At 44.9% G+C, this 19,778-nt stretch carries 20 protein-coding genes; 8 read left to right on the forward strand and 12 right to left on the reverse strand.

The window, feature by feature from the left end:
- Nucleotides 1-139 precede the first annotated feature (139 nt).
- The 4 genes from Q7S57_01990 to argS form a co-directional block, all read right to left on the reverse strand.
- Nucleotides 140-571 (reverse strand): hypothetical protein, encoded by a 432-nt coding sequence (locus Q7S57_01990; GenBank protein MDO8512017.1) that lies wholly within the window; start codon nt 569-571, stop codon nt 140-142.
- Nucleotides 572-676: 105 nt separating this feature from the next.
- Nucleotides 677-1,402 (reverse strand): hypothetical protein, encoded by a 726-nt coding sequence (locus tag Q7S57_01995; protein ID MDO8512018.1) that lies wholly within the window; start codon nt 1,400-1,402, stop codon nt 677-679.
- 114 nt (nt 1,403-1,516) lie between these two features.
- A complete protein-coding gene (locus Q7S57_02000) occupies nt 1,517-2,584 on the reverse strand; it encodes a hypothetical protein (protein MDO8512019.1) in 1,068 nt (355 codons plus the stop codon).
- Nucleotides 2,585-2,617: 33 nt separating this feature from the next.
- Nucleotides 2,618-4,324: an arginine--tRNA ligase gene (gene argS, locus Q7S57_02005; protein ID MDO8512020.1), complete on the reverse strand. Its 1,707-nt coding sequence runs from the start codon at nt 4,322-4,324 to the stop codon at nt 2,618-2,620.
- Between the two features lie 307 nt (nt 4,325-4,631).
- On the opposite strand from argS, the gene Q7S57_02010 reads away from it, so the two are divergent.
- The 3 genes from Q7S57_02010 to Q7S57_02020 all read left to right on the forward strand — a co-directional run bounded on the left by Q7S57_02010 (nt 4,632) and on the right by Q7S57_02020 (nt 6,478).
- Nucleotides 4,632-5,144 carry a hypothetical protein gene (locus Q7S57_02010; protein MDO8512021.1) on the forward strand — a complete coding sequence of 171 codons (513 nt, stop codon included), beginning with the start codon at nt 4,632-4,634 and terminating at the stop codon, nt 5,142-5,144.
- A 90-nt stretch (nt 5,145-5,234) separates the two neighbouring features.
- Nucleotides 5,235-5,684, forward strand: a complete 450-nt coding sequence (smpB, locus tag Q7S57_02015) for an SsrA-binding protein SmpB (GenBank protein ID MDO8512022.1) — start codon at nt 5,235-5,237, stop codon at nt 5,682-5,684.
- Entirely contained in the window at nt 5,681-6,478 is a 798-nt protein-coding gene (locus Q7S57_02020; protein ID MDO8512023.1) for an FkbM family methyltransferase, read from the forward strand. The genes smpB and Q7S57_02020 overlap by 4 nt, the downstream gene beginning before the upstream one ends.
- Nucleotides 6,479-6,550: 72 nt before the next feature.
- On the opposite strand, the gene Q7S57_02025 is transcribed toward Q7S57_02020, so the two are convergent.
- Nucleotides 6,551-7,588, reverse strand: a complete 1,038-nt coding sequence (locus Q7S57_02025) for a hypothetical protein (GenBank protein ID MDO8512024.1) — start codon at nt 7,586-7,588, stop codon at nt 6,551-6,553.
- A 467-nt stretch (nt 7,589-8,055) separates the two neighbouring features.
- On the opposite strand from Q7S57_02025, the gene Q7S57_02030 reads away from it, so the two are divergent.
- The gene (locus tag Q7S57_02030; GenBank protein ID MDO8512025.1) at nt 8,056-9,870 is read left to right on the forward strand and encodes a hypothetical protein; all 1,815 of its coding nucleotides are present in this window, start codon (nt 8,056-8,058) and stop codon (nt 9,868-9,870) included.
- Between the two features lie 58 nt (nt 9,871-9,928).
- On the opposite strand, the gene Q7S57_02035 is transcribed toward Q7S57_02030, so the two are convergent.
- From Q7S57_02035 to Q7S57_02045, 3 genes are read right to left on the reverse strand one after another with little or no spacing between them, the layout of a single operon-like run.
- The gene (locus Q7S57_02035) at nt 9,929-11,707 is read right to left on the reverse strand and encodes an ABC transporter ATP-binding protein (protein MDO8512026.1); all 1,779 of its coding nucleotides are present in this window, start codon (nt 11,705-11,707) and stop codon (nt 9,929-9,931) included.
- A 41-nt stretch (nt 11,708-11,748) separates the two neighbouring features.
- Nucleotides 11,749-11,970, reverse strand: a complete 222-nt coding sequence (locus Q7S57_02040; protein ID MDO8512027.1) for a hypothetical protein — start codon at nt 11,968-11,970, stop codon at nt 11,749-11,751.
- Nucleotides 11,967-12,407, reverse strand: coding sequence for a hypothetical protein (locus Q7S57_02045; protein ID MDO8512028.1), 441 nt, complete (start codon nt 12,405-12,407; stop codon nt 11,967-11,969). Before Q7S57_02045 ends, Q7S57_02040 begins: the two co-directional genes overlap by 4 nt.
- Before the next feature lie 218 nt (nt 12,408-12,625).
- On the opposite strand from Q7S57_02045, the gene Q7S57_02050 reads away from it, so the two are divergent.
- On the forward strand, nt 12,626-12,985 hold the full coding sequence (locus tag Q7S57_02050; GenBank protein MDO8512029.1) for a hypothetical protein: 360 nt from the start codon (nt 12,626-12,628) through the stop codon (nt 12,983-12,985).
- 130 nt (nt 12,986-13,115) lie between these two features.
- A complete protein-coding gene (locus tag Q7S57_02055) occupies nt 13,116-14,384 on the forward strand; it encodes a S8 family peptidase (GenBank protein ID MDO8512030.1) in 1,269 nt (422 codons plus the stop codon).
- Between the two features lie 149 nt (nt 14,385-14,533).
- Here Q7S57_02055 and Q7S57_02060 read toward each other — a convergent pair whose 3' ends face one another.
- Nucleotides 14,534-15,298 (reverse strand): hypothetical protein, encoded by a 765-nt coding sequence (locus tag Q7S57_02060; GenBank protein ID MDO8512031.1) that lies wholly within the window; start codon nt 15,296-15,298, stop codon nt 14,534-14,536.
- Between the two features lie 204 nt (nt 15,299-15,502).
- On the opposite strand from Q7S57_02060, the gene Q7S57_02065 reads away from it, so the two are divergent.
- Nucleotides 15,503-16,348 (forward strand): hypothetical protein, encoded by an 846-nt coding sequence (locus tag Q7S57_02065; protein MDO8512032.1) that lies wholly within the window; start codon nt 15,503-15,505, stop codon nt 16,346-16,348.
- 85 nt (nt 16,349-16,433) lie between these two features.
- Here Q7S57_02065 and Q7S57_02070 read toward each other — a convergent pair whose 3' ends face one another.
- Both Q7S57_02070 and Q7S57_02075 read right to left on the reverse strand, forming a co-directional pair.
- Nucleotides 16,434-16,811 (reverse strand): nucleotidyltransferase domain-containing protein, encoded by a 378-nt coding sequence (locus tag Q7S57_02070; GenBank protein MDO8512033.1) that lies wholly within the window; start codon nt 16,809-16,811, stop codon nt 16,434-16,436.
- Entirely contained in the window at nt 16,783-17,370 is a 588-nt protein-coding gene (locus tag Q7S57_02075) for a Panacea domain-containing protein (GenBank protein ID MDO8512034.1), read from the reverse strand. Before Q7S57_02075 ends, Q7S57_02070 begins: the two co-directional genes overlap by 29 nt.
- A 307-nt stretch (nt 17,371-17,677) precedes the next feature.
- On the opposite strand from Q7S57_02075, the gene Q7S57_02080 reads away from it, so the two are divergent.
- Nucleotides 17,678-18,778, forward strand: coding sequence for a PEP-CTERM sorting domain-containing protein (locus Q7S57_02080; protein MDO8512035.1), 1,101 nt, complete (start codon nt 17,678-17,680; stop codon nt 18,776-18,778).
- Nucleotides 18,779-19,003: 225 nt separating this feature from the next.
- Here the strand turns inward: Q7S57_02080 and Q7S57_02085 are convergent, their stop codons facing one another.
- Entirely contained in the window at nt 19,004-19,399 is a 396-nt protein-coding gene (locus tag Q7S57_02085) for a hypothetical protein (protein MDO8512036.1), read from the reverse strand.
- Between the last annotated feature and the right edge of the window lie 379 nt (nt 19,400-19,778).

Consider the following 19,778-nt stretch of genomic DNA (forward strand, 5'->3'; position numbering starts at 1 on the left):
CGCAATGAGCATAGGAAAATAAACGCGTCTAGGCAAGCCGTGAACACCAGCACCCATCCCCCGTCGCTAAAGCTATGGGGGATTGTTTTTCTTTTGCGAAAGAAAAACAAAAAAACCGCGTGGTTAGCTGCGGTTGTGTTTACTCCGGCAAGGGCGTCGCTTCAATCGCCGTGAGATCAAACGGGATTTCAACCTCATCATAATTCACCCCACTTGCGGAAATTCGTAAGGTGTTTCCTCCACTGTGTTCATCGTAGTCACCCTTGACGAAACGATTGTTGCAAGAAAACGTAACAAAACCATTGCCAATCCGATCCATCATCGGCTGAATTGAACTGGTAGCTGATCCACTACGAAGGTCATGAAAACCAAGGGCAATCCCAATGCTTTCGTCGTATTGCTCCTCCGGCGCGAACGTCGCAACCGACTGCGTCAAACCCTGAGTGTGGTCGATAAGCCAGCAAAATGCCTTCACAATGATCAGTTCATTCGGAAATCGCTCGGCTACTGCCCGTTTTAGGCGCAATAAATTCTCGTCCGACACGCGCGGAAAAACTTTTGGTTCCGACATGGCAAAATACTCCTATTCGACCATTTGGAAAATACACAAGGAACGACCCTCGTACTGTATTTTATTATGTTTGAGACGTCAACTGAATCAGTGACCGACCCAGTGCTACTGGGACGGATCTTGATTTATTCTGTTTTTTTTCTTCGATGCCTTGAAGCGTAGAACGCGTTGCACCAACGACGGCTTGGTGTTTTCGTTTTTCACCACCACCTTGATTGGTTTTTCTTTTTTGGTGGATTTGTAGATATCCAACACTTCTCGCGCGTGTTCTTTCCAGTCCACCGTTTTACAATCAACACATTGAATCACGTGCGCGCGCGCTTCCGGAAAATGATGAATGCCACAGAGAATATCGCGATCTTTGCCGTTACGCAGTAAAATATGACTGGCTTTCCAGCACAACGCGGAAAAACCAACCCGCGCGCCCAACATCCACGTGTTCACAAAAATATTCGAATCACGTTCCCCTGTTGGCACCCAATGAAACGTGGTAATCACTTTGCCCGGATACAAATACGGAATCAACCCTTCCGGCGAATGAAAAACATCCAAACGCGCGGCGGTCAACAAAGACGAAACCAGCATATGCGAATAAAAGAATGGCAAATACGCACGGTACTGCGCGAACGGAAAATGCCGAATCTCGGTGTTGTCTTTTTTTAACAAATCCAATTCCGCCTTAGGCAACCTAGCATCAACAAAAATTACATAAAAGTTTTCCTTGTCTTGTTCAAGCAATGAATGCAAAAGACTGCGCGTATAATCCGCAATATCAGGATGATGCTTGTGATGCTCCGGCGAAAGGATGTGGGCGTCGATACCTATTCTCATGGTTTTTTGTTAAAGGATTAGGCTTGATGCTCTTGGACTATCATTATCTCTCCCAATCTTCGTTTTGTCTATGTTTTTATTCTACACGGTCCTTATTCTACACCCCAAAACGAATTACAGCTGTTCAAAAATCTTCACGTAAGATTGTGCCACAAAAGTGTTATTGAACTTCCGCGCTTGTCCGAGATTGTGTTGCAACATATTAACATAACCGCCGCCATCAACGGCGGAAATAATTTTTTGCGCGCCCGCCGCGAAATCAACCGAATTAATATCGGCCAACGATTGATAAGGCACGCGAATAATATTCAGATCTTCAATCACCTCCGAACCGTTCATTTCCAAAATAACGGGAACGCCGACACTCATGTGCAAAGAACCGGAACTTTCTCCCGTCCTGATCGCGTTGCCCAAATAATACATTTGTACATTGAACGTCATCCCAAAATCCGCCGGCTCGATATTTTCCGAATCTACCAAAATCGTGTGCTCCCCGTTAGCCGCCCCTTGAAGAGTTTCACGCGCCGAATTTTTGTTAATATCGACGAAATTTACGGCCAAGGCACCGAAATTATCGGCGGTAATTTTTTTCAGACCGTCAATTTGCAACTGCTCTTTCGGTTTTCCGCCCAAATAGCCCCAAATATTCCTCGCATTGTTCGGATCCAATTTAAAAACTTCCGCTAATAATTTAATCATGTGCTCGACGGAACGCATTTCACCCCAAGTAGTATGGGTTCCGATGATAATCGGTTCCGTTTGAATGGTGTCTTTCATATCAAAGAACCCGTGTGGCACGACAAATCTATTTTTGATTCCGCAATAAAACGAATCATTTTGATGAAGATTACCAAGAAACGCCAGCGCCTTATTGGGAGACAGACCGGACAATAGCTCCACCACTCCGGGCAAGCGAGTTTGCACCTCATCGGGACGATGCACCAAAACAATCGCTTTCTGTTCCGCCGGCGCCGCTTTTATCATCGCCATAATCGCCTCGTCTTCCGCCGCTTGCGGCGCACCATGTATTTGGTATAGCACAATATCCAGACCCAAGTTTTTTCCATCCCCCACCGCACCTTCCTCTGTTTGCCAACCGTAATTAATAAAACCATTCTTTAAAATATTTTTTGTATAACGTTCCAAACTCTTCGCACCGTAGATAATTATTTTTCCTTGCATAAAATGTTTAAAATTATTAACAAATAAAAATTTTTACATTACCTGAATTTTTTCTACGCCGAGCAAATCCAACACGTTTCCAAGAGTCTGTCGCGCCGCCAAGATCAAAAGAATCAACGTAATTTGTTCATTGCGATTTTCATTATTCAAAACATGCACCGTGTCATAAAAATAATGAATGGATTTGGCCAACTCAATTGCATAATGTGGCAACCGATGCACTTCCCAGGAAGTCGCCACATCATCCACTATTTCCGGGAAACGATATACCTGACGCATTAATTCATGTTCGGCCACCTGCCGAAGCGGCACGATATCACGCACCGGTGGTGGGATAACACCGTCCAAAACATTAGTTTCCTTTGCCTTGCGAATAATCGAAGCCAGTCGCACATACGCGTATTGCACATAATAAACCGGATTACGATCAGTTTGCTCCTTGGCCAAATCGACATCAAAATCCATATGCGAAGACAGAGAATTCATACACAAGATAAACCGCGCCGCGGAAAGACCCGCCTCTTCCACCATTTTATCAAGCGGAATTGCCGTACCCGCCCGCTTCGACATTTTCTTTCTTTCCCCACCTTCAATCACGGCCACCATCTGCGTCAAAATAATTTGGATCTTTTCCACATCGCCACCGACTGCCTTCACGCCACCCAACAATCTTTTTACGTCGCCGTGGTGATCCGCGCCCCAAAAATTAACGATTTTTGAAAAACCGCGACCCAACTTATCCAAATGATAAGCAATGTCCGGCGCAAAATACGTCGTGTGGCCATCACCTTTCACCAATACACGATCTTTATCATCACCAAATTCCGTTGCCTTAAACCAAACAGCATCGTCTTTTTCATAACTCAATCCAGCTTTTTTCAGCTTTTCCAACACATCCGCCACTTCGCCTTTTTCATGCAACGTTCTTTCTGAAAACCAAACATCAAAATGCACTTTGCATTTTTCTTCAATCATCTTTCTGATTTCTTCAATGACCGTATCCACCGATTTTCGCGCCAGTGAATTAATAAATGCCTCATCAGCTAAATCTTTTTCCGAAAATTCGTGCGCAACATCTTCAACATAAAGCTCCTCCACTTTCTGCGCGATTATTTTCACATCGTCACCTTGGTACATGTTTTCCGGATATTCCACATCAATTCCCCTTCGGCGCAAAATAGATCGTAAAATAGATTCACCAAAAATTCTTACCTGGTTACCGACGTCATTAATGTAGTATTCGCGGGTTACCGCCCAACCGGATTTCTCCAAAACGCGTCCTAATGAGTCGGCCCAAAAAAGCGCGCGACCATTTCCAAAGGTTGGCATACCGGTCGGATTAGCAGAAACGAATTCCAGATTAATTGTTTGACCTGATCCCTGATTGTTGCTACCAAAACGATCACCTTCCTCTGTAACGTCATCAAGTTTTTTTGTGAGCCACTGCGGATTAAGAAAAAAATTAATGAATCCCGGTTCAATAATCTCGGTTTTTATAAAAAACTCACTTGGTTCTATATTTTTCACAATTATTGTCGCAACCTCCATTGGATTCTTACCACTCTTCTTTCCAATCGCCAATGCAATAGGTGTTGCATAATCACCCAAAATTGCTTGATTAGCCGGCGGATACTGCACAATAATTTTCCCTAATTCAATGTTCGGCAATTCGCCAGCAGCGACTGCCTTTTCAATGGCGACCCTCAAGATTGATTGGAGTTCGTTTCGGAGATTTTGCATACCCAGTATATCAACTTCCAATTTGAGCGATTTCGAATCGCTCAAAAGAAGAACCGGTTAATGTTAAAACATTCCTCGGGCCCATACACAAAACCAATAGTTCTCGCTGAAATTTGAAATTGGAAGTTGTATTACTACTGGGCATTGCTTTAGTATAGCATTTATAGCACTAAATACCGAAAAATGACCAGAATAATTACGCGACGCTGGCGATGCCTGTCTTTTTGCCGTTTACAAATAAAGTATTTAGTTTTAAATTGATCGCGCGTCTCAACACACAATGTACATTCGTCAAAGGATACGGCAAATGAACAGGTTACAAGAAGTTCTTGCCCTTACAGACATGATTGTGCGTATTCTGCCCAGGCTGGTCGCCGAAGTCAGGAAACAAAACATCAAGACACTTCTCGATATGGTTGATCTCGGTTCATTCACCTCCAGATCACAGCTCGAATCTGTTCTTGATGAGGTACTCAGAAACAAGTGCGCCACGAGATCATACACGGACAGCGAAAGTGAGATTCGTCTCTTCGCTGGTTTCCTGGGAAGACTGAAGAAGGCTTGGGAACAAGAAATTGTGGTCACCTTCACAGAAAGCGGCAACCGCCTGTACGTTACCTACGCACTGCCACCGGAAAAAAAGCGAGCAACAGTCCCCTCCCAGCTCATCGTGGCGCATGGAGACGGTGCTTCAATGACGGGTCTGACGGACCATGATCTCCTGCGAGACATTGACATTGCGATCCAAGCCGGACAGACCCCCGCTGAGCAAGTCCTCTCCTTGGCAAAACTTGGTCACGCAGCCAGTGAACCGGGGTGACAAATACATCCAACCCACCGACCCTGTCAAAGAGCCGGTTTTTATTACCTTTCCAAAATCATCAATCATCATTCATAATTCATTACAGTTATGTCCACCATCGCCGAAAACAAGGAAGCGCACCATAAATACCTCATCGAGGAAACTCTTGAGGCGGGTGTTGTTTTGACCGGCCACGAAGTCAAATCGGCCCGCAAGGGCACGGTTTCCCTTAAGGGGGCCTACGCAACATTGAAGGGCGAAGAAGTTATTTTGGTCAACGCTCACATCGGCAGTTTTCAGCCGGGCAACGCCCCAGACGGTTATGACCCGACTCGTTCCCGCAAATTGCTTCTACACACCGCCGAAATAAAAAAGATTATCGGAAAAAATAAAGCCCAAGGATTAACAATGGTGCCACTAAAATTCTATGCCTCGCGTGGCAAGATTAAAGTTCAACTCGGCATCGCCCGCACCAAATCAAAAGCCGATAAACGCGAATCACTAAAGAAACAAGAAGCCAACCGCGAAATCGCGCGCGCGATGCGGGTAAAGAAATGAACAATTACAAACGCGCTTATTTTAATACAACTATTTTTTTTAAAACTTTTATTCATCGAATAGTTAATCACTACGGCTACGAAATTAACAAAACGACAACTATAAAAAGATTCGGTGATGAATATCAAGCGCTAATAAGCCTTTATTGTAAAGAACTGAATTTTGAACTCCGCACCGAAACCAATGATGCCTTTATTTTTAAGGAAGTCTTTATTGATAATTGCTATAATCTTCCCCCTTCCATCGCGGGTCAAACGGTGGTTGATCTGGGTGCTCATATTGGCACCTTCTCACTGCTTGCCCTGCGTCACGGTGCAGAAAAAGTAATCGCTGTAGAACCGGATATGGTAGGTTTTCAAATACTAAAACAACACCTTTCCAAATTTCCCAACATAGTTTTCTACAATAACGCAATCTGGAAAAACAATACTGACGATATAATGCTCTGTGGCCCGAGCAAGAAACTACCCACACATTATCGGGCGCTTGAAACCACTTCTGCGAACTTGCCTCCTGTTTGCCAAAAAGCAAAACCGATAACACTGGCAGAAATATTCTTAGAACAAAGGCTTGAAAAAATAGATATTCTAAAAATAGATATTGAAGGAGGAGAAATAGAAGTATTTTCTTCGCTACCCCAAGAATACTTTGCAAAAATCAATAACATCGTTGGCGAATGGCACGGACAAGAAGCATTGTGTGTTCTCCGGCAATATCTATCACCTTTCTATGATTTAGAATTCCGTGAAGATAACCCCAATGTCGACTACTTTTTCGCGCATAAAAAACAATAAATACCGCACTGCCGAAATTAAAAAACCGCCACTGTCTCTAAGAAACATTGGCGGGTCTTTGCGACTCAATCGCTACGCGCTTCTCATGATCACCTCCGGTGCTTCACTTACCAGGCAACGAATTCCGGCGTTCATCCACACTGGATAGTAACGAATCGGGACGGCAGTAGTGAAGACATTTTCGCGACCAACAATGTCCGCGACCAACGCCTCCACATCGGGATCACCGGAAGTCATGAGCACACGCCCACCATCCACCTGCAATAGATTAAGGGCGTATGGAACACATAATGTCTGGGCTGGCACATGCACTGTGATGTCGAGCGGTTTACAGACCCGCTGAAGCAACGCAACTGTTTCTCCCGGTTCACGTGCTGTCCAGTTCTGTCCCTGAAGCCACTCCGTGGAAAAGTTCAAACGATCCATTACGAAATGGAGCGACTTGTCTTGAGCCGAGAGCAGTGTGCCAATCCGATCCAGGTGGTCGTTGTATGAAACCTTTTCCGTTACACCACCCCAGCCATAACGAAGGGCCACAAGAAAAGGTATTTCTCCAAACTGCATACCCATCTCGCGCAAAATCTGCACATCGTCTTCCCAAAGCGACCGTGACGGTCCAACATCTTCGGTTCGCAAACGATCACCGATAAGTGCTGTTCTTCCGGAGTAGAGCATGCGTCCGCCCTCACCCCACACAGACTTCGCAATCCGCCACCCATCCTTAGATGAGACGACGCTCTCAATCCCACAAGGATTGAGGAGCAGCGTTTTCAAATCCTGATGGACAGTACAGAAGTCTCGCGGATACAGGACGGTTGAAGGGGCGTGACCCGGAAACGCCGCCAGCCTACAACCCAACGCTTGATTGAGAGTAAACACATAGGCTTGGTCGACCTTGGTTATGTCGCGACACACGATTCGAAAATCGACACTCATCTGTTTCAGAGCATAAGCGATCGCCGCGTGCTCCCTTCTCAGATTTTCTGCCACGATAGCCATCGTCCTGGACTCATCCAAGACATCTTGGCACAACCGCGCTTGGCCAGCGGGGGCGAAGAAATCGTTTCGACGCGCGATATTAAACTTCGGTTCTCCCAGTAGGTACATCATTCGACCCATCCTCCAAAAAGAGATTAAATTTTCAAAAAAGGACGACCCTCTACTATACTTATATTTTCACGATTGTCAACGCATCGTAATGTAACACGCATCGTAATGTAACCACTCACTGGTCGAGATTTATCTGGGACCGTCCCTGCACGCCAGGGTCGGTCACAGATAAACAAAATTACTTACAAATCAAACTAATTACTCACACTTCCTCAACCTGTGAGCGGTTACATTCATAATGCCTCAGTGGATTGGGACACCAACTATTGAAGCATTACATTAGTATGGACCCCCGACTTCTCGGGGGTGGTGGATTTTTCTGATACTTACTGTAATATCGACTTTCAGGCGGGTGAGGAGCTACTTACGCGTTATATTTGACAAATTCAAATAAATCTTATAATATACTACGTTCAGTTACGGAACGATTTTTTGACAATTTTCCTCCTTCTTCAGGGAACCCTGCCATGTCCATGTCAATGGGATGTTACGTCGGTGCGTATCTCACTCAAGCGGTCGTTCAGGTTGCATCACTATCCCCAATCCAATGGAGCCTGCTCAGTGCGTACGCCAAATACGGCTACGGCCCACCTCCTTACGTCGAGCCGACGTATGAGGATGAAACTTTCCACCCCCGGCTCAAGCTCAAACTCCAACAGATCGTCGGCTTTGAGGAGATGGAACACTCCCTCCGCATGCAGTATGTCGACGCGGCCAACGAAGTATTTCGTTTCGCCTACACACGCGGACGAGATGAGGACGATGAACAGAAAGGATTCTACAAAATCCCCCTCCTGCGCAATCGCCGGATCATGGATGATCCAGAAGGCATCGACCGCATCAAGATTCGCATTAGTCGCGCGGAATACGAACGTGCCAACGCGATCCTGGAAGCCGTCGGCGAACTGGAAAGGATCGCACGCGCCATTCCATACTACGAGCTGTACTGCACGGTCAAGAAAAACCTGCGGCGTCAGTTCAAAGTTGGGCTCGATGATGTGGTCTTAGTATCGATTGACCGCGGTGGTCGACTCCCCTGCATCATCCTTCAACGAGCATTGAACATGCCCTGCATGTTCTCGCTCAAAGTAGACCAGGGCGGACGAGGCCTGGACGAAGACCGTCTCCTCGAATTCGTTTCGGACGGCACTCTGCGAGACAAGCATGTCCTCTTTGTGGACTCGACCGTGGATTCGGGACGTCAGATCCGAGTGTTAGAGCGTTACTTCGATGATTCCAACTGGCGAGCCAGACTGGGACACCGAAGTTGGTCCATCGTCGGATCAAACGACTACGCCGAAAATCTCGGTCACCACTTGAACGTCAATTGGGGTGTCGATCCCGACCGAACGTTTGAGGACAACCCCCAACTAATGGGGATCGACTACGCTCCGGGAAGTCACACGAAGGTCGTTGATTTTCCGTCGCAAGCCGCGACCGACATTCGCAGATGTTTGTTGGCAGTGCCGGATGGCTACATCTACACTACCTCAGACATCGACGAACAACTCGCCACCCAACGCGAAAAATGGCAGCAACGCCAAAAGGAGCGTCGGGCGGAACACAGACGGCAAGTGGCGACAGAAAAAGCGACTCATCGAAGCGAAACAGCGCAACATCGACAGCGAGTGAAGGCTGCCGACAAGGCCGATCGTCTCGATCGTGAATTGCGACGAATCACCTCTTCCAAGCGTTGGCAAGCACTCAAGCGTGCAAGCCAAAGTCTGCCGGAAGAGACATTGCCTCAAGCGGTTCAAAACGGGCAAGCCCACGAAATGCACAACGTGCTAATCGTGGGCGCGCGCCAGCAGAACCTGCCACAGGCAACGGTAGATTTCGTCGCCGACAACCTTGGCCCTCACTGCTCACTGTTTGCCGGAACGCCCAAAGGCAACCCCGGCGCCGTCCTCAAGGCGGTGCTGGCAAGCCAGAAGGTTCCGCAACCGGAGGTGCGTCTGTATCAAACAGAGCACATGCGGGGACAAGTCGATCCAGCATTCGGCAACTCGCCGGTCGTGTTCGTCGGTCCAGACAAGCACGACGTGCGCTACAGGATGATCGATGACTCGCACGCAGTCCTCGCTCTGGGTGGAGAAGATGGGACGCTGGAAGAAGTGCTCCAAGCACTTCTCTCGGATAAGCCCACCTTCATTATCTCGGGTTACGGACCAGTCGCCGCCTACGTCGCCGGTAGCAAGCAGCTTCGAAAGAAGAAGAGCTTGCACATCTGTTCCAGTGTGGCCGAGGCGGTACAGCTGATCCTAGACGCGTCCAAAGCCTAGTCGCTCTTTCCTCGTTCAATTCCCCGTTGATTCACATTCGTGAATCGCGGGGATTTTTTTATTCCTGCTTGTTAACCGTCTGATATTTTTCCCAAAGCTCAACGAATTCGGGAGAGTCTTTCAGTAATTGCTCAAGTGTCCCCGACGCAATAATTTTTCCGTCTTTAAAGAAATAAATTTCCTCGAATAGACGTAACAAGTGCAACCGATGAATGGACGCTAAAATCGATTTCTTTTTAAACTTCGCGAAAATGTTTTGGAAAATAATCAGTTCGTTTTGCGTATCAATCGAGCTTGTCGGTTCATCCAGTAAAACAATCGATTTATCGTCGCAGGCCATTAGTCCGCGCGCGAGAGCAAGCCGTTGTTTTTCCCCACCGCTCAAATTGACGCCCTTCTCAACAATATTGGAATCCAGTTTCTTGGGCAGACTCTCAATGACGTCGGAAATACAAGCCATATCGGTAAACTTTTTTATATAGGCCGGTTTATAGTTGATACCCATCGTAATATTTTCTCTAATCGTAGTGGAAAAAATTTCCGGATCTTGCGGAATCAACGCGATATCTTCGCTAATCGATTTAAATCCTTCTTTTAGCAACTTACCGTCAAGATAAAGCTGAATATCTTGCGGACTATATAATTCCCGAATAATTTTTAAGAAAGTTGTTTTTCCGCTCCCGCTTTCACCGATCAAAGCAATCCGCGCGCCGTTTTTTATCGTCATTGAAACATTATCCAAATGCAATTCCGCGCCGTGGTAAGGGTGATAAGAAAAACTCAATCCGGAAATTTTCAACTCGCGCCAATTCGCTTTCAACTCGATTTGTTTCACGCGCTTTATGTCGCTGAAATCTTTGGCCAGTTCTTCCGCGTTCATCACCGCCGATTTACGTTGCACAATAATGCCATACATAGAAGCAAAACGGAAAAAGATATCGCTGATGCGATCCACATAACCATACAACGCGTAAACCGTTCCCACCAAAATCACCGTTCCCGCGTTGATGTTGGCAAGAAAATACGACCCCAAAACAAGGACCGTCATTAAACTACTGCACACCGACACAAAAAACCATTTTGTTTCATTAATCCTGTTGTTTCTCACCACCAGTTTAAACGGTGCCATAATTTTTTCGTAAATGGCGGACGACACTAATTTTTCAATCCGCAAAATTATTACCGTTGTGATATTGCTGATTGAATCAAAAACTTTCTCGGAAATTTTGTTTTCCGCGGAATAAATTTCTTTGTATTGTTTCACCAGTACTTTATCAAATTGCGTGATGAGCGTGATGGTAAAAATAACAACAGCGAGCACAATAAAACCGGCATAGTAATTAAAATAGGATAATATAATACATGATGTGATTAAACGCACCGACGCCTCAATTATTTCAAACGAATCCTCCGAAAAACGGAATAGCGAAGTCGTGCCTTTTTCCACCTTATCAATTGTGTCACCGGAATGATGATCAACGTGCCACTCAATCGGCAAAGCCATCACGCCGTCCAATAAATATTTTTTGTAATTGGCGCGCACCCAAAACGCGTTTTTTTGCTCGATTAAACGAGATGGACCGTGAAACGTCCAAAACACTAAACTGATTAGAAAGAAAATCCCTAAATATATCAACAACAAAGGCAAACTTTCATTTGTAACACCTCTGGCCTGAACCACGTTCAGTAATTTTGCCATTACTAACGGCCAAAGAGAACTAACACCATTGGCAACAATAGACAACAAAACATACAAGATGACTTTTTTTCGATTGCCTTCGGCATATTTCCAAAGCCGAACGGCTAAAAACAAAATGGGGTTATTACTTAACTTCATTTTCATATTTTAGCACAACGCTATATTTTTGCTTTTTGTTTCTAACTAAAGTAGTTGGAAATTTTAAATCCCGCCCAAATACCGACAAAAGCACCAACACCGCTTAGCAAAATCGGCGTAAAAGAAAACATATCCGCGCCCCAAAGCGAAGGAATCAACCCGCCAATCGTGGATCCCACAAACATTCCACCCCAAATCAAAATTTTTGAATTCACCTTGTTATTATACCCTATCGGCACAAGAAAAAACCGACACAATTTCATGTCGGCTCAACACCAGCCTGCGGAACCTCGACTTCATTTTCCAATTTCGCATCTTCAGTGACCACTCGAATGTCGATAATTGCCAGGGGGTCGGAATCACGGAAGAATTGCTGAATCGGGCCCGCGTAACCGAGAGTAACAGCAACTAAAGCACCAACCGGAAAATCCTTAAGCCGTTCGTCATCCACTCCGACTGTGAGGATCGTTGCACCCCCCTGAAGATGACAGTTGTCTAAGGCCGACAGCTTCGATTGCGCACTTTGGTTAAAGACCTTAACATGCTCGGGATTAAGGCGGATTTCAATCATCCTCATTCGATTCTTAAATATCCACCAACTGGTCTCACGAACGGTGTGCGCCGTCACTGTCCCGCGCAGGACATACAAACAACGCTGACCACCGCGAGGGTTGCAAGCTCGAAACATTGTGCCTGGCATGTTTCACTCCTTATTTCCAGAAAAAAATGAACATCAATCAGAACAGGGTATTGTTGAGCAAACATGAAATATTGTCAATGTTTTGTATACCACAAAATACCGTTGGCTCGTGATTAATTGTTGCCATATCTATTTTATTATTGTACAAACTAATTGTTCATTTCTATTTACGGACGAAGCCTTACTACACAATCACCATTTTTCGCTAGGAACCAAAAATGCTTTACGCCATCGTCTGCACGCAAGGCCACATGAATTCAAGAGAAGTCGAAAATGAGTGCGTCGCTCAAAAATGGGTTCCACTTGTCGTGTTTCGCAAAGAAGGCAAAACATTTATGCCCTTTTTTAAGGTTACAAAGTTTGCCCGCCGTTTCGCCAAAAGAAATTTACCTAAAGAGTGGCTCACTGGGGCCGTCAACCTTGGCGATGAAGACAGAGCAATCATTACCGGCAAGGGCATCATCTGCACTGTCCTCGATTTTCCCGATAAACTGAAAGACGTTGCGGAATTTGACATTGAGATTCACGAATACCATCCCAACACCGAGGTAGAAATGGCGATAATGAAGCCTCCTTGATTCATTCGTCCGAAATCAAGATCCCACCGCCAAATCAACAGGCGGTTTTTTTATCCAACAAGACCCTCTGTTAAGGACAAGGAACATTATCACATTTTGTCATTTTTAATACGGCGTATATACTGCAGGTATGCATAAAAATATCTTTCGATCAAAAGTAAGTTTATTTGTCTTATTAGTCGTCGGTGCGATATTGGTATCGCAAGTATCAAAGAGCGTTAACGCACAAGGATCAGCATCCTCCAAAATTCCGGGACAATACATCGTTGTTTTAAGAGATAACACTCAAAATCCGCAAGACGTTGCGAATGAAATGGCTAAATCAAATAGCCTCACTGTTGGTAATGTTTACACTAGAGCGTTGAAAGGTTTTTCGGCCACTATACCGGCCGTACGGCTGGAAAACATTAAAAATGATTCTCGAGTGCAGTTTGTTTCAGAAGACCGAGAAGTTTCCGCTTTTGCTAAACCAACACCGGTCGCAATCCCCCAAACTACGCCCACGGGTATCAGTCGTATCCAGGCGCCACTGACTGCCAACAAAGGTGCCGGTATCGGCATCGCCGTTTTGGATACAGGTATTGATCTAACGCATCCCGATCTTAAAGCAAATATTGTTGCCAATACAAGTTGCGTTCGAAGCAAACAAACTGGCAATGACGATAACGGACACGGGTCGCATGTGGCGGGCACTATCGCCGCGCTCGATAACGGAATCGGTGCAATTGGAGTAGCCCCGCAAGCGAAACTGGCGGCAGTTAAAGTGCTTAACTCGTCCGGTTCAGGAACTTGGTCTTCCGTTATTTGTGGAATCGATTGGGTTACAGCGAATGCCACGCAATACAATATAAAAGTAGCCAACATGAGTTTGGGGGGCGCTGGTACAAGCGATAATAATTGCGGAAATTCCAATAACGATGCTTTACATAAAGCGATCTGTAACTCTACTGCTGTGGGTGTAACATATGTTGTGGCCGCGGGTAATGATGGTGCGAATGCCAGTAATTCTGTACCAGCCTCTTATGATGATAGTGTTATCACTGTTTCCGCTTTAGCCGACTCTGATGGAAAATCAGGCGGACTTGGTTCAGCAACAAGCTATGGTGCCGATGATACATTTGCCAGCTTTAGTAATTTTGGCGACGTGGTTGATCTTGGCGCTCCCGGTGTCAATATCTTTTCCACTTGGAAAAGTGGCGGTTACAACACTATTAACGGCACAAGTATGGCTACACCGCATGTAGCGGGCGCGGCTGCGTTATACATAAATTCTCATCCTGGATCAGTATGGTCGCAAGTACGCGATGGTTTGAAGGCGGTTGGCGAAAGCGTTGGCGCCGGGCACACCGATCCATCGGGATTACATCTTGAACAAGTAGTACAAGTAAACGCCCTCTAATACAGGATTCTAGATAGGAAACGGACGTGTTTTGGGGGATAATTAACGCGAAAAAGACGGGTGAGCTGGTTTTGGGATAAAGATTTGTAACAAAGAAAAAACCCACGACCGTTTGTGGCGTGGGTTCGGTAGCGTGATGATGGTTGCGATCAGTCCCAACAACGAGTGGCAATCCTTGCCATCTCATTCTTGTCGACGTCGAGACGCTTGATCAAACAAAATAGCGCGTGTAAATGCAGTTGCCACTTTCTTGTTTTGGTCTCTGCGGGGTTGCTGTGACTGCCCCACACTTCGTCCAGTTGCGGCGGATAATGAAAACCAGAAAACTTTTGCACCTCCGCGATAGACCGACCGCCCAACTCTTGCTCAATCTGACGCACGCGCTGATCCAGAACTGCCCGATAAAGCGAGCCACCAATCTCCGTCATGATCTCGAACTCAAAGTCGTGTGCCTCGAATTCGTGCAAATCATAATCGGCGAAGGGTGCGTTTTGTTCCGCATGCTTGAGAGCGTGAAACCCTTCGTGTGCAGTAATCATGCCACTTAGAAAAGTGGAACAATTGTGCAAATCCCGCATGACAAGAAAACGGTTCGGATGAAAGTAAGACGCCAGTCCCTTGTCGTCTCTTAGTCCCAACGAACTAATGCAATTATCGGGAAGAACACTTAAATCGTCTGGATCAAACACGTAAACCCAAACGATCTTATTCGTAGTGTGATCACCACGAAATTTTTTTCGAAACGGTTGTTCGCCAGAGAATTTTCCGTCTAGCTTCGGAACAATGAGACGACAGTGTGCCTGCAGAAAATCGACCACCGCCCTCAACTGCCGATTATCGATTCGCGCATCGAGCGCCTCTACACTCTGCAGGTGCTTCTGGGCGATTTCAAAGCGCTTTTGATTGGTAAACACGGCAACCCCTTTCTAAAAAGGACTATCTGTGATTGTACATTCAAAAAACACGAACCAAGGATACTACCATATATTTTAGTTGTTGTCAAACACCATAAATTGACAACTTCTACTTTCGATGTTAAATATTTTAAACTGGATGGATAATCTAACGTCGTTTGCAATCAAGCCTGTTTTTTCAAAATCAACGCAAGGAGAATGAATATGGATTTCAGACGCAGAGAACAAAAAGCTTTGTTAAGAAAATTAATCGAACAAGGCGTGTCGATTGAAAGCATCGAAATTCCCGGCAGGCCACCAAGAGCCATCAGAAAACAAGCACTAAGAATGAAGCTAATTCTGCCACAACGGAATCCTCCATTAACAGAGGCACAAAAAGAACAGCTAACTCAACTTCGCGCGGAAGGAGTTCACCCTGAAGCAATTGCGAGCTGTGAGTTGCTGGGCCATTCAAACCGCTCAACAAATTCCATACGAAAACACTGTGGTAAATTGGGCCTAGCGCACAAGAATCGTTCGCGCGCCGCAAAAAAAAGAAAGATCTGGCAACCCGGTGAAAAAAAATGCTTTGACAACTACCTTATTCGACATTCCGCGACCCTTTCTTCCGACGAACTTGCGAAGGAATTCGACGTAACAAGAATGACCGTCGATAACCGACAGAAACAACTTGGCGTGAAACCGACACTTACAGAAACCTTGGCATTGCCAGCCATAAAAAAGAAAATTGAAGCAATTTGTCGGCAACGAAGTAAAATGATGCTCAAGGCGTTTGAGACACACATAGTAAAAAAAGAAAAGGAACTCACAAGATTGGCGCAAAAAATGCACGAAGAAAAACGAGAGGAGTCACTAATAGTGAAGTTTTGTCCAAAATGTAAAAGGTGGTGGCCAAAACAGCAAAAGTTTTTCTTTCATTCCACCTATAAAGTAGCGCAGAGCAACGGAACAGGCACCAGTTGGCATTTCGTCGCGCCATGCAAACTTTGCGTGGCAAAAGAACGCCACCAAAAAAACGTGAGGAAGCACAAAGAAAAATACGGCGTCTAGCGTTTTTCAAGAAACAGGAGGCAAGCGGTTCACCACGACCGCTTTTTTTATAAACCATTACCGTTATTTTAAGTGACTGATATTTTCAGACGACTACTTCTCGTCCATCTTTCTTAACTGCGTTTGCAACTGTACCAAAACGATCTTCCAAATCTTCAAGACGCATTGGAAATGGACTAATCGCAGGATTAATCGGCAAGGCGGCCATTCGCAAAGTAACCATTTCATCGATTCGGTCTTTGCCAAATTGTTTACTTACCACCGCCACATCGATATCGCTCCACTGATTTTGTTTTCCCCTTGCCCAAGAACCGTACAAAAACATTTTTTGTACTGGAATATTTTGTTGACGCAAAGACCGCGCATATTGCTCAAGTTGTTTTTTTATAATTTCGTCTATCATAATATTTGTCACATCTTTTCTCGTAAACAACTTACTTTGTGGCCGAAAACTTTCGTTCATACTCCTTCAATATTTCCCGCTGATCACGATTTGATTCCTCGACCGCCTGTCTTATTTTTTCACGCGAAACAATATTATTAAAATCGGTACCCCGATAGTACGCCAATTCATACGGTATTTCTTTTCTTAATTCCGTACCGATATATGGCGCTTCGGCGTGAGACAATTCTTCCAGCTGTTTACCGTTGAGATGACCGTATTTGATAACAATCCGATCAAGCATTTTCTTTTCTTCATCGTCAAAAACGGAGGAATCCGGTTCGACGAGACATTTATATACTTCGGTTGGATTGTATCCTTCTCGTTCTTCGATTTTTTCGACACCGAGCATTTTTTTCTTTATCATTTCGTTGGTTATTTCTTCCAATGCCGAAGGCATCGGCCCCATGGGGAGAGCATGATAAACATCGCCCGTGATTGATTTCTGGGTTTTTTCATACAAATCAAAATCCGCAAAATAAAACAATTTTGCTAATTTTTTCTTACCTCGTACCTCGCCTTTTAGCTTTCGGCATAAGTACAAAACGGCATTCTGATATTTTTTGCGGTGTATAGTCATTTCATTCACATAATACAATAAATAACTATGGAAAACAAGCTAAAATGTTACATGTTCAACGGAAAAAACGTCTATATCATGGAATCGGATTGTTAAGGAAACGGGGGCGTGTTTTGGAAGATATTTAATGGGAAAAAGACGGGTGGGCTGGTTTTTGGCTAACTGATTTGGAACCAGGGATTTTTCAACGCAAAACCCAAAAAGCGAGACTGTGCCGTTGACATCTATGCTTTATTAGAACATTATTGTCTATTCGCTAAGTAGGCGAAGTAATGAAGGTTCCTTTCACAATTTTAGGAGATTTACGATGAAGACGGTTGTGTTGTTCGCGGTATTTGTGTACGCAACTATTACACAAAGTGTTGTAACTGCCGCCTTAATTGGCCTTGGCGACCTTCCCGGCGATACATACTTATCAGCTGCCTATGGAGTCAACAACAACGGCCAGGTTGTTGGCAGGGCGCAATCATCCAACGGCATCGAGGCATTTCTCTGGACGAATGGCGGCGGGATGGTTGGACTTGGTGACTTATCCGGCGGAAACTTTCTCAGCATAGCCAATGCTATCAATGGTTCTGGTCAAGTCGTTGGCCAAGCTAGTGGAACGAATGGTACTGAAGCATTTATCTGGGACAACGTGAATGGCATGCAAGCGCTTGGTGACTTGCCTGGTGGCAATTATTACAGTGTGGCAATGGGAATTAATAACGCCGGCCAAGTCGTTGGTCAATCAAGCTCTGCCGTCGGAAATGTTCCGTTTATTTGGGATGCCGTTAATGGCATGCGTGTCATTGGCTCCCTTGGTGGAGATGGGTGGGGCGCTGCTCGCTCAATCAACGACAATGGGTATGTAGTTGGTTGGTCTAACTCGACTAATGGAACCGAAGCGTTTATTTGGAATTCAAATCTTAACAATCCTATGGCAGGATTGGGCGACCTATCTGGTGGCTCATTCTACAGCGAGGCGTTCAGCGTTAACGAGCACAATCAAGTTGCTGTTTACTCGCTTGGTGCACTCGGAGGCGAGGCGGCAATTTGGAATTCCGCGAATGGCTTACAAGGTATTGGAGAATTGCCGGGTGGCGATTACTATAGCGTCGCTCAAAGTATTAACGAGCAAGGCCAGATTGTTGGCTGGTCTAGCTCCGCCGAGAGTGGCAGCGCCTACAAAGAAGGTTTCTTTTGGGATCCCGAGTATGGCATGCAAGCGCTTGGTGACTTGTCGGGCGGAATTTTCAACAGTAGCGCTAAAGCTCTGAATGATTTAGGCCAGGTGGTTGGTGGCTCTAGTGGTGCCTTTGGTTCCGAAGCGTTTATTACACAAAGTAGTGTGCCCGAGCCCTCAAGTCTACTTTTGTGGGGGACAGGTTTGCTTTCCTTGTTGCTCTTTCGTTGGTTTCGACACTGAATCTTTGCCCGACTGCTTAAATGCAGATCGGGATTTTTTTATATAAATTCTCTCTCTTACTACCGCCACCGACAGAACTATAGCAACCGCCGTTCCTCGCCTTTTTTGCCTTGTCCTAAGGAATAAACAAAATCCGTAATTTAATGGTGACTAACACCTTTAGATCACCCCAAGATAAAACCCCAAATCCATCTTAGCCACTTCGTCCCCTTTTATATAATTGTCTTAATGAGGGAAATCATTTGAACAACTATCAGTTTCATTTTTACGAAAATCTTCTAGATTTTTAACTATGTGATCAGGTAAACTACAGTTTTCTTCTTTCGTATCTATTCCAGAAACGGGGCAATTCCTATTCCAATTAATCATGTAGTCTCTTTCTACTGCCCCTAAACAGCCTGTATATAAAATTAGATTGCCTTTTTTTTGTGTTAAAGCTTCTTCTTTTTCGTCCCGCTCTTTTTTTATTTGCAGCTGCAAATTTTTTTCAGCTACATCACGCTCAATTTTGTCCTTTTGAGGTATATAAACCACGAAATAATAAGCCACACTCATACCTATAATCAAAGAAGAAAGAGCCAAACTATACTTAAGTAAATCATTTGTATTTAACTTTTCCATAGACACAATATTCTTAAAATAATTTTTATACCTTAAGTATAACTCTTACGACTCAGAAATACAAAAAGAAGACTGATAGCGGATAGAAATAAAACGACTTGTATTTTGCGGAATATAAAAACTAGCTGTTTGTGACAAACAATTTTAAAAAGATTATTTTTTAGATAATTACAAACCCCCGTTTACATCAAAAAACTCATGTATTTTTCTACTTTTGCGAATCTTATTTTTATATTTTATCAATAATCATCCACGGGGAGGGTCGAGAATCCCCCGCCTTTAGGCGGAGGCTTCAGCTTAACGATCGTTTAGTCTACAGTACGAGGTATGTTGCATTACCGTACTACCACCCACAGCAAATATGATCTAAAAGTTCACT

The organism is bacterium (genome assembly GCA_030647555.1).
Classification (GTDB): Bacteria; Patescibacteriota; Andersenbacteria; order UBA10190; family CAIZMI01; genus CAIZMI01.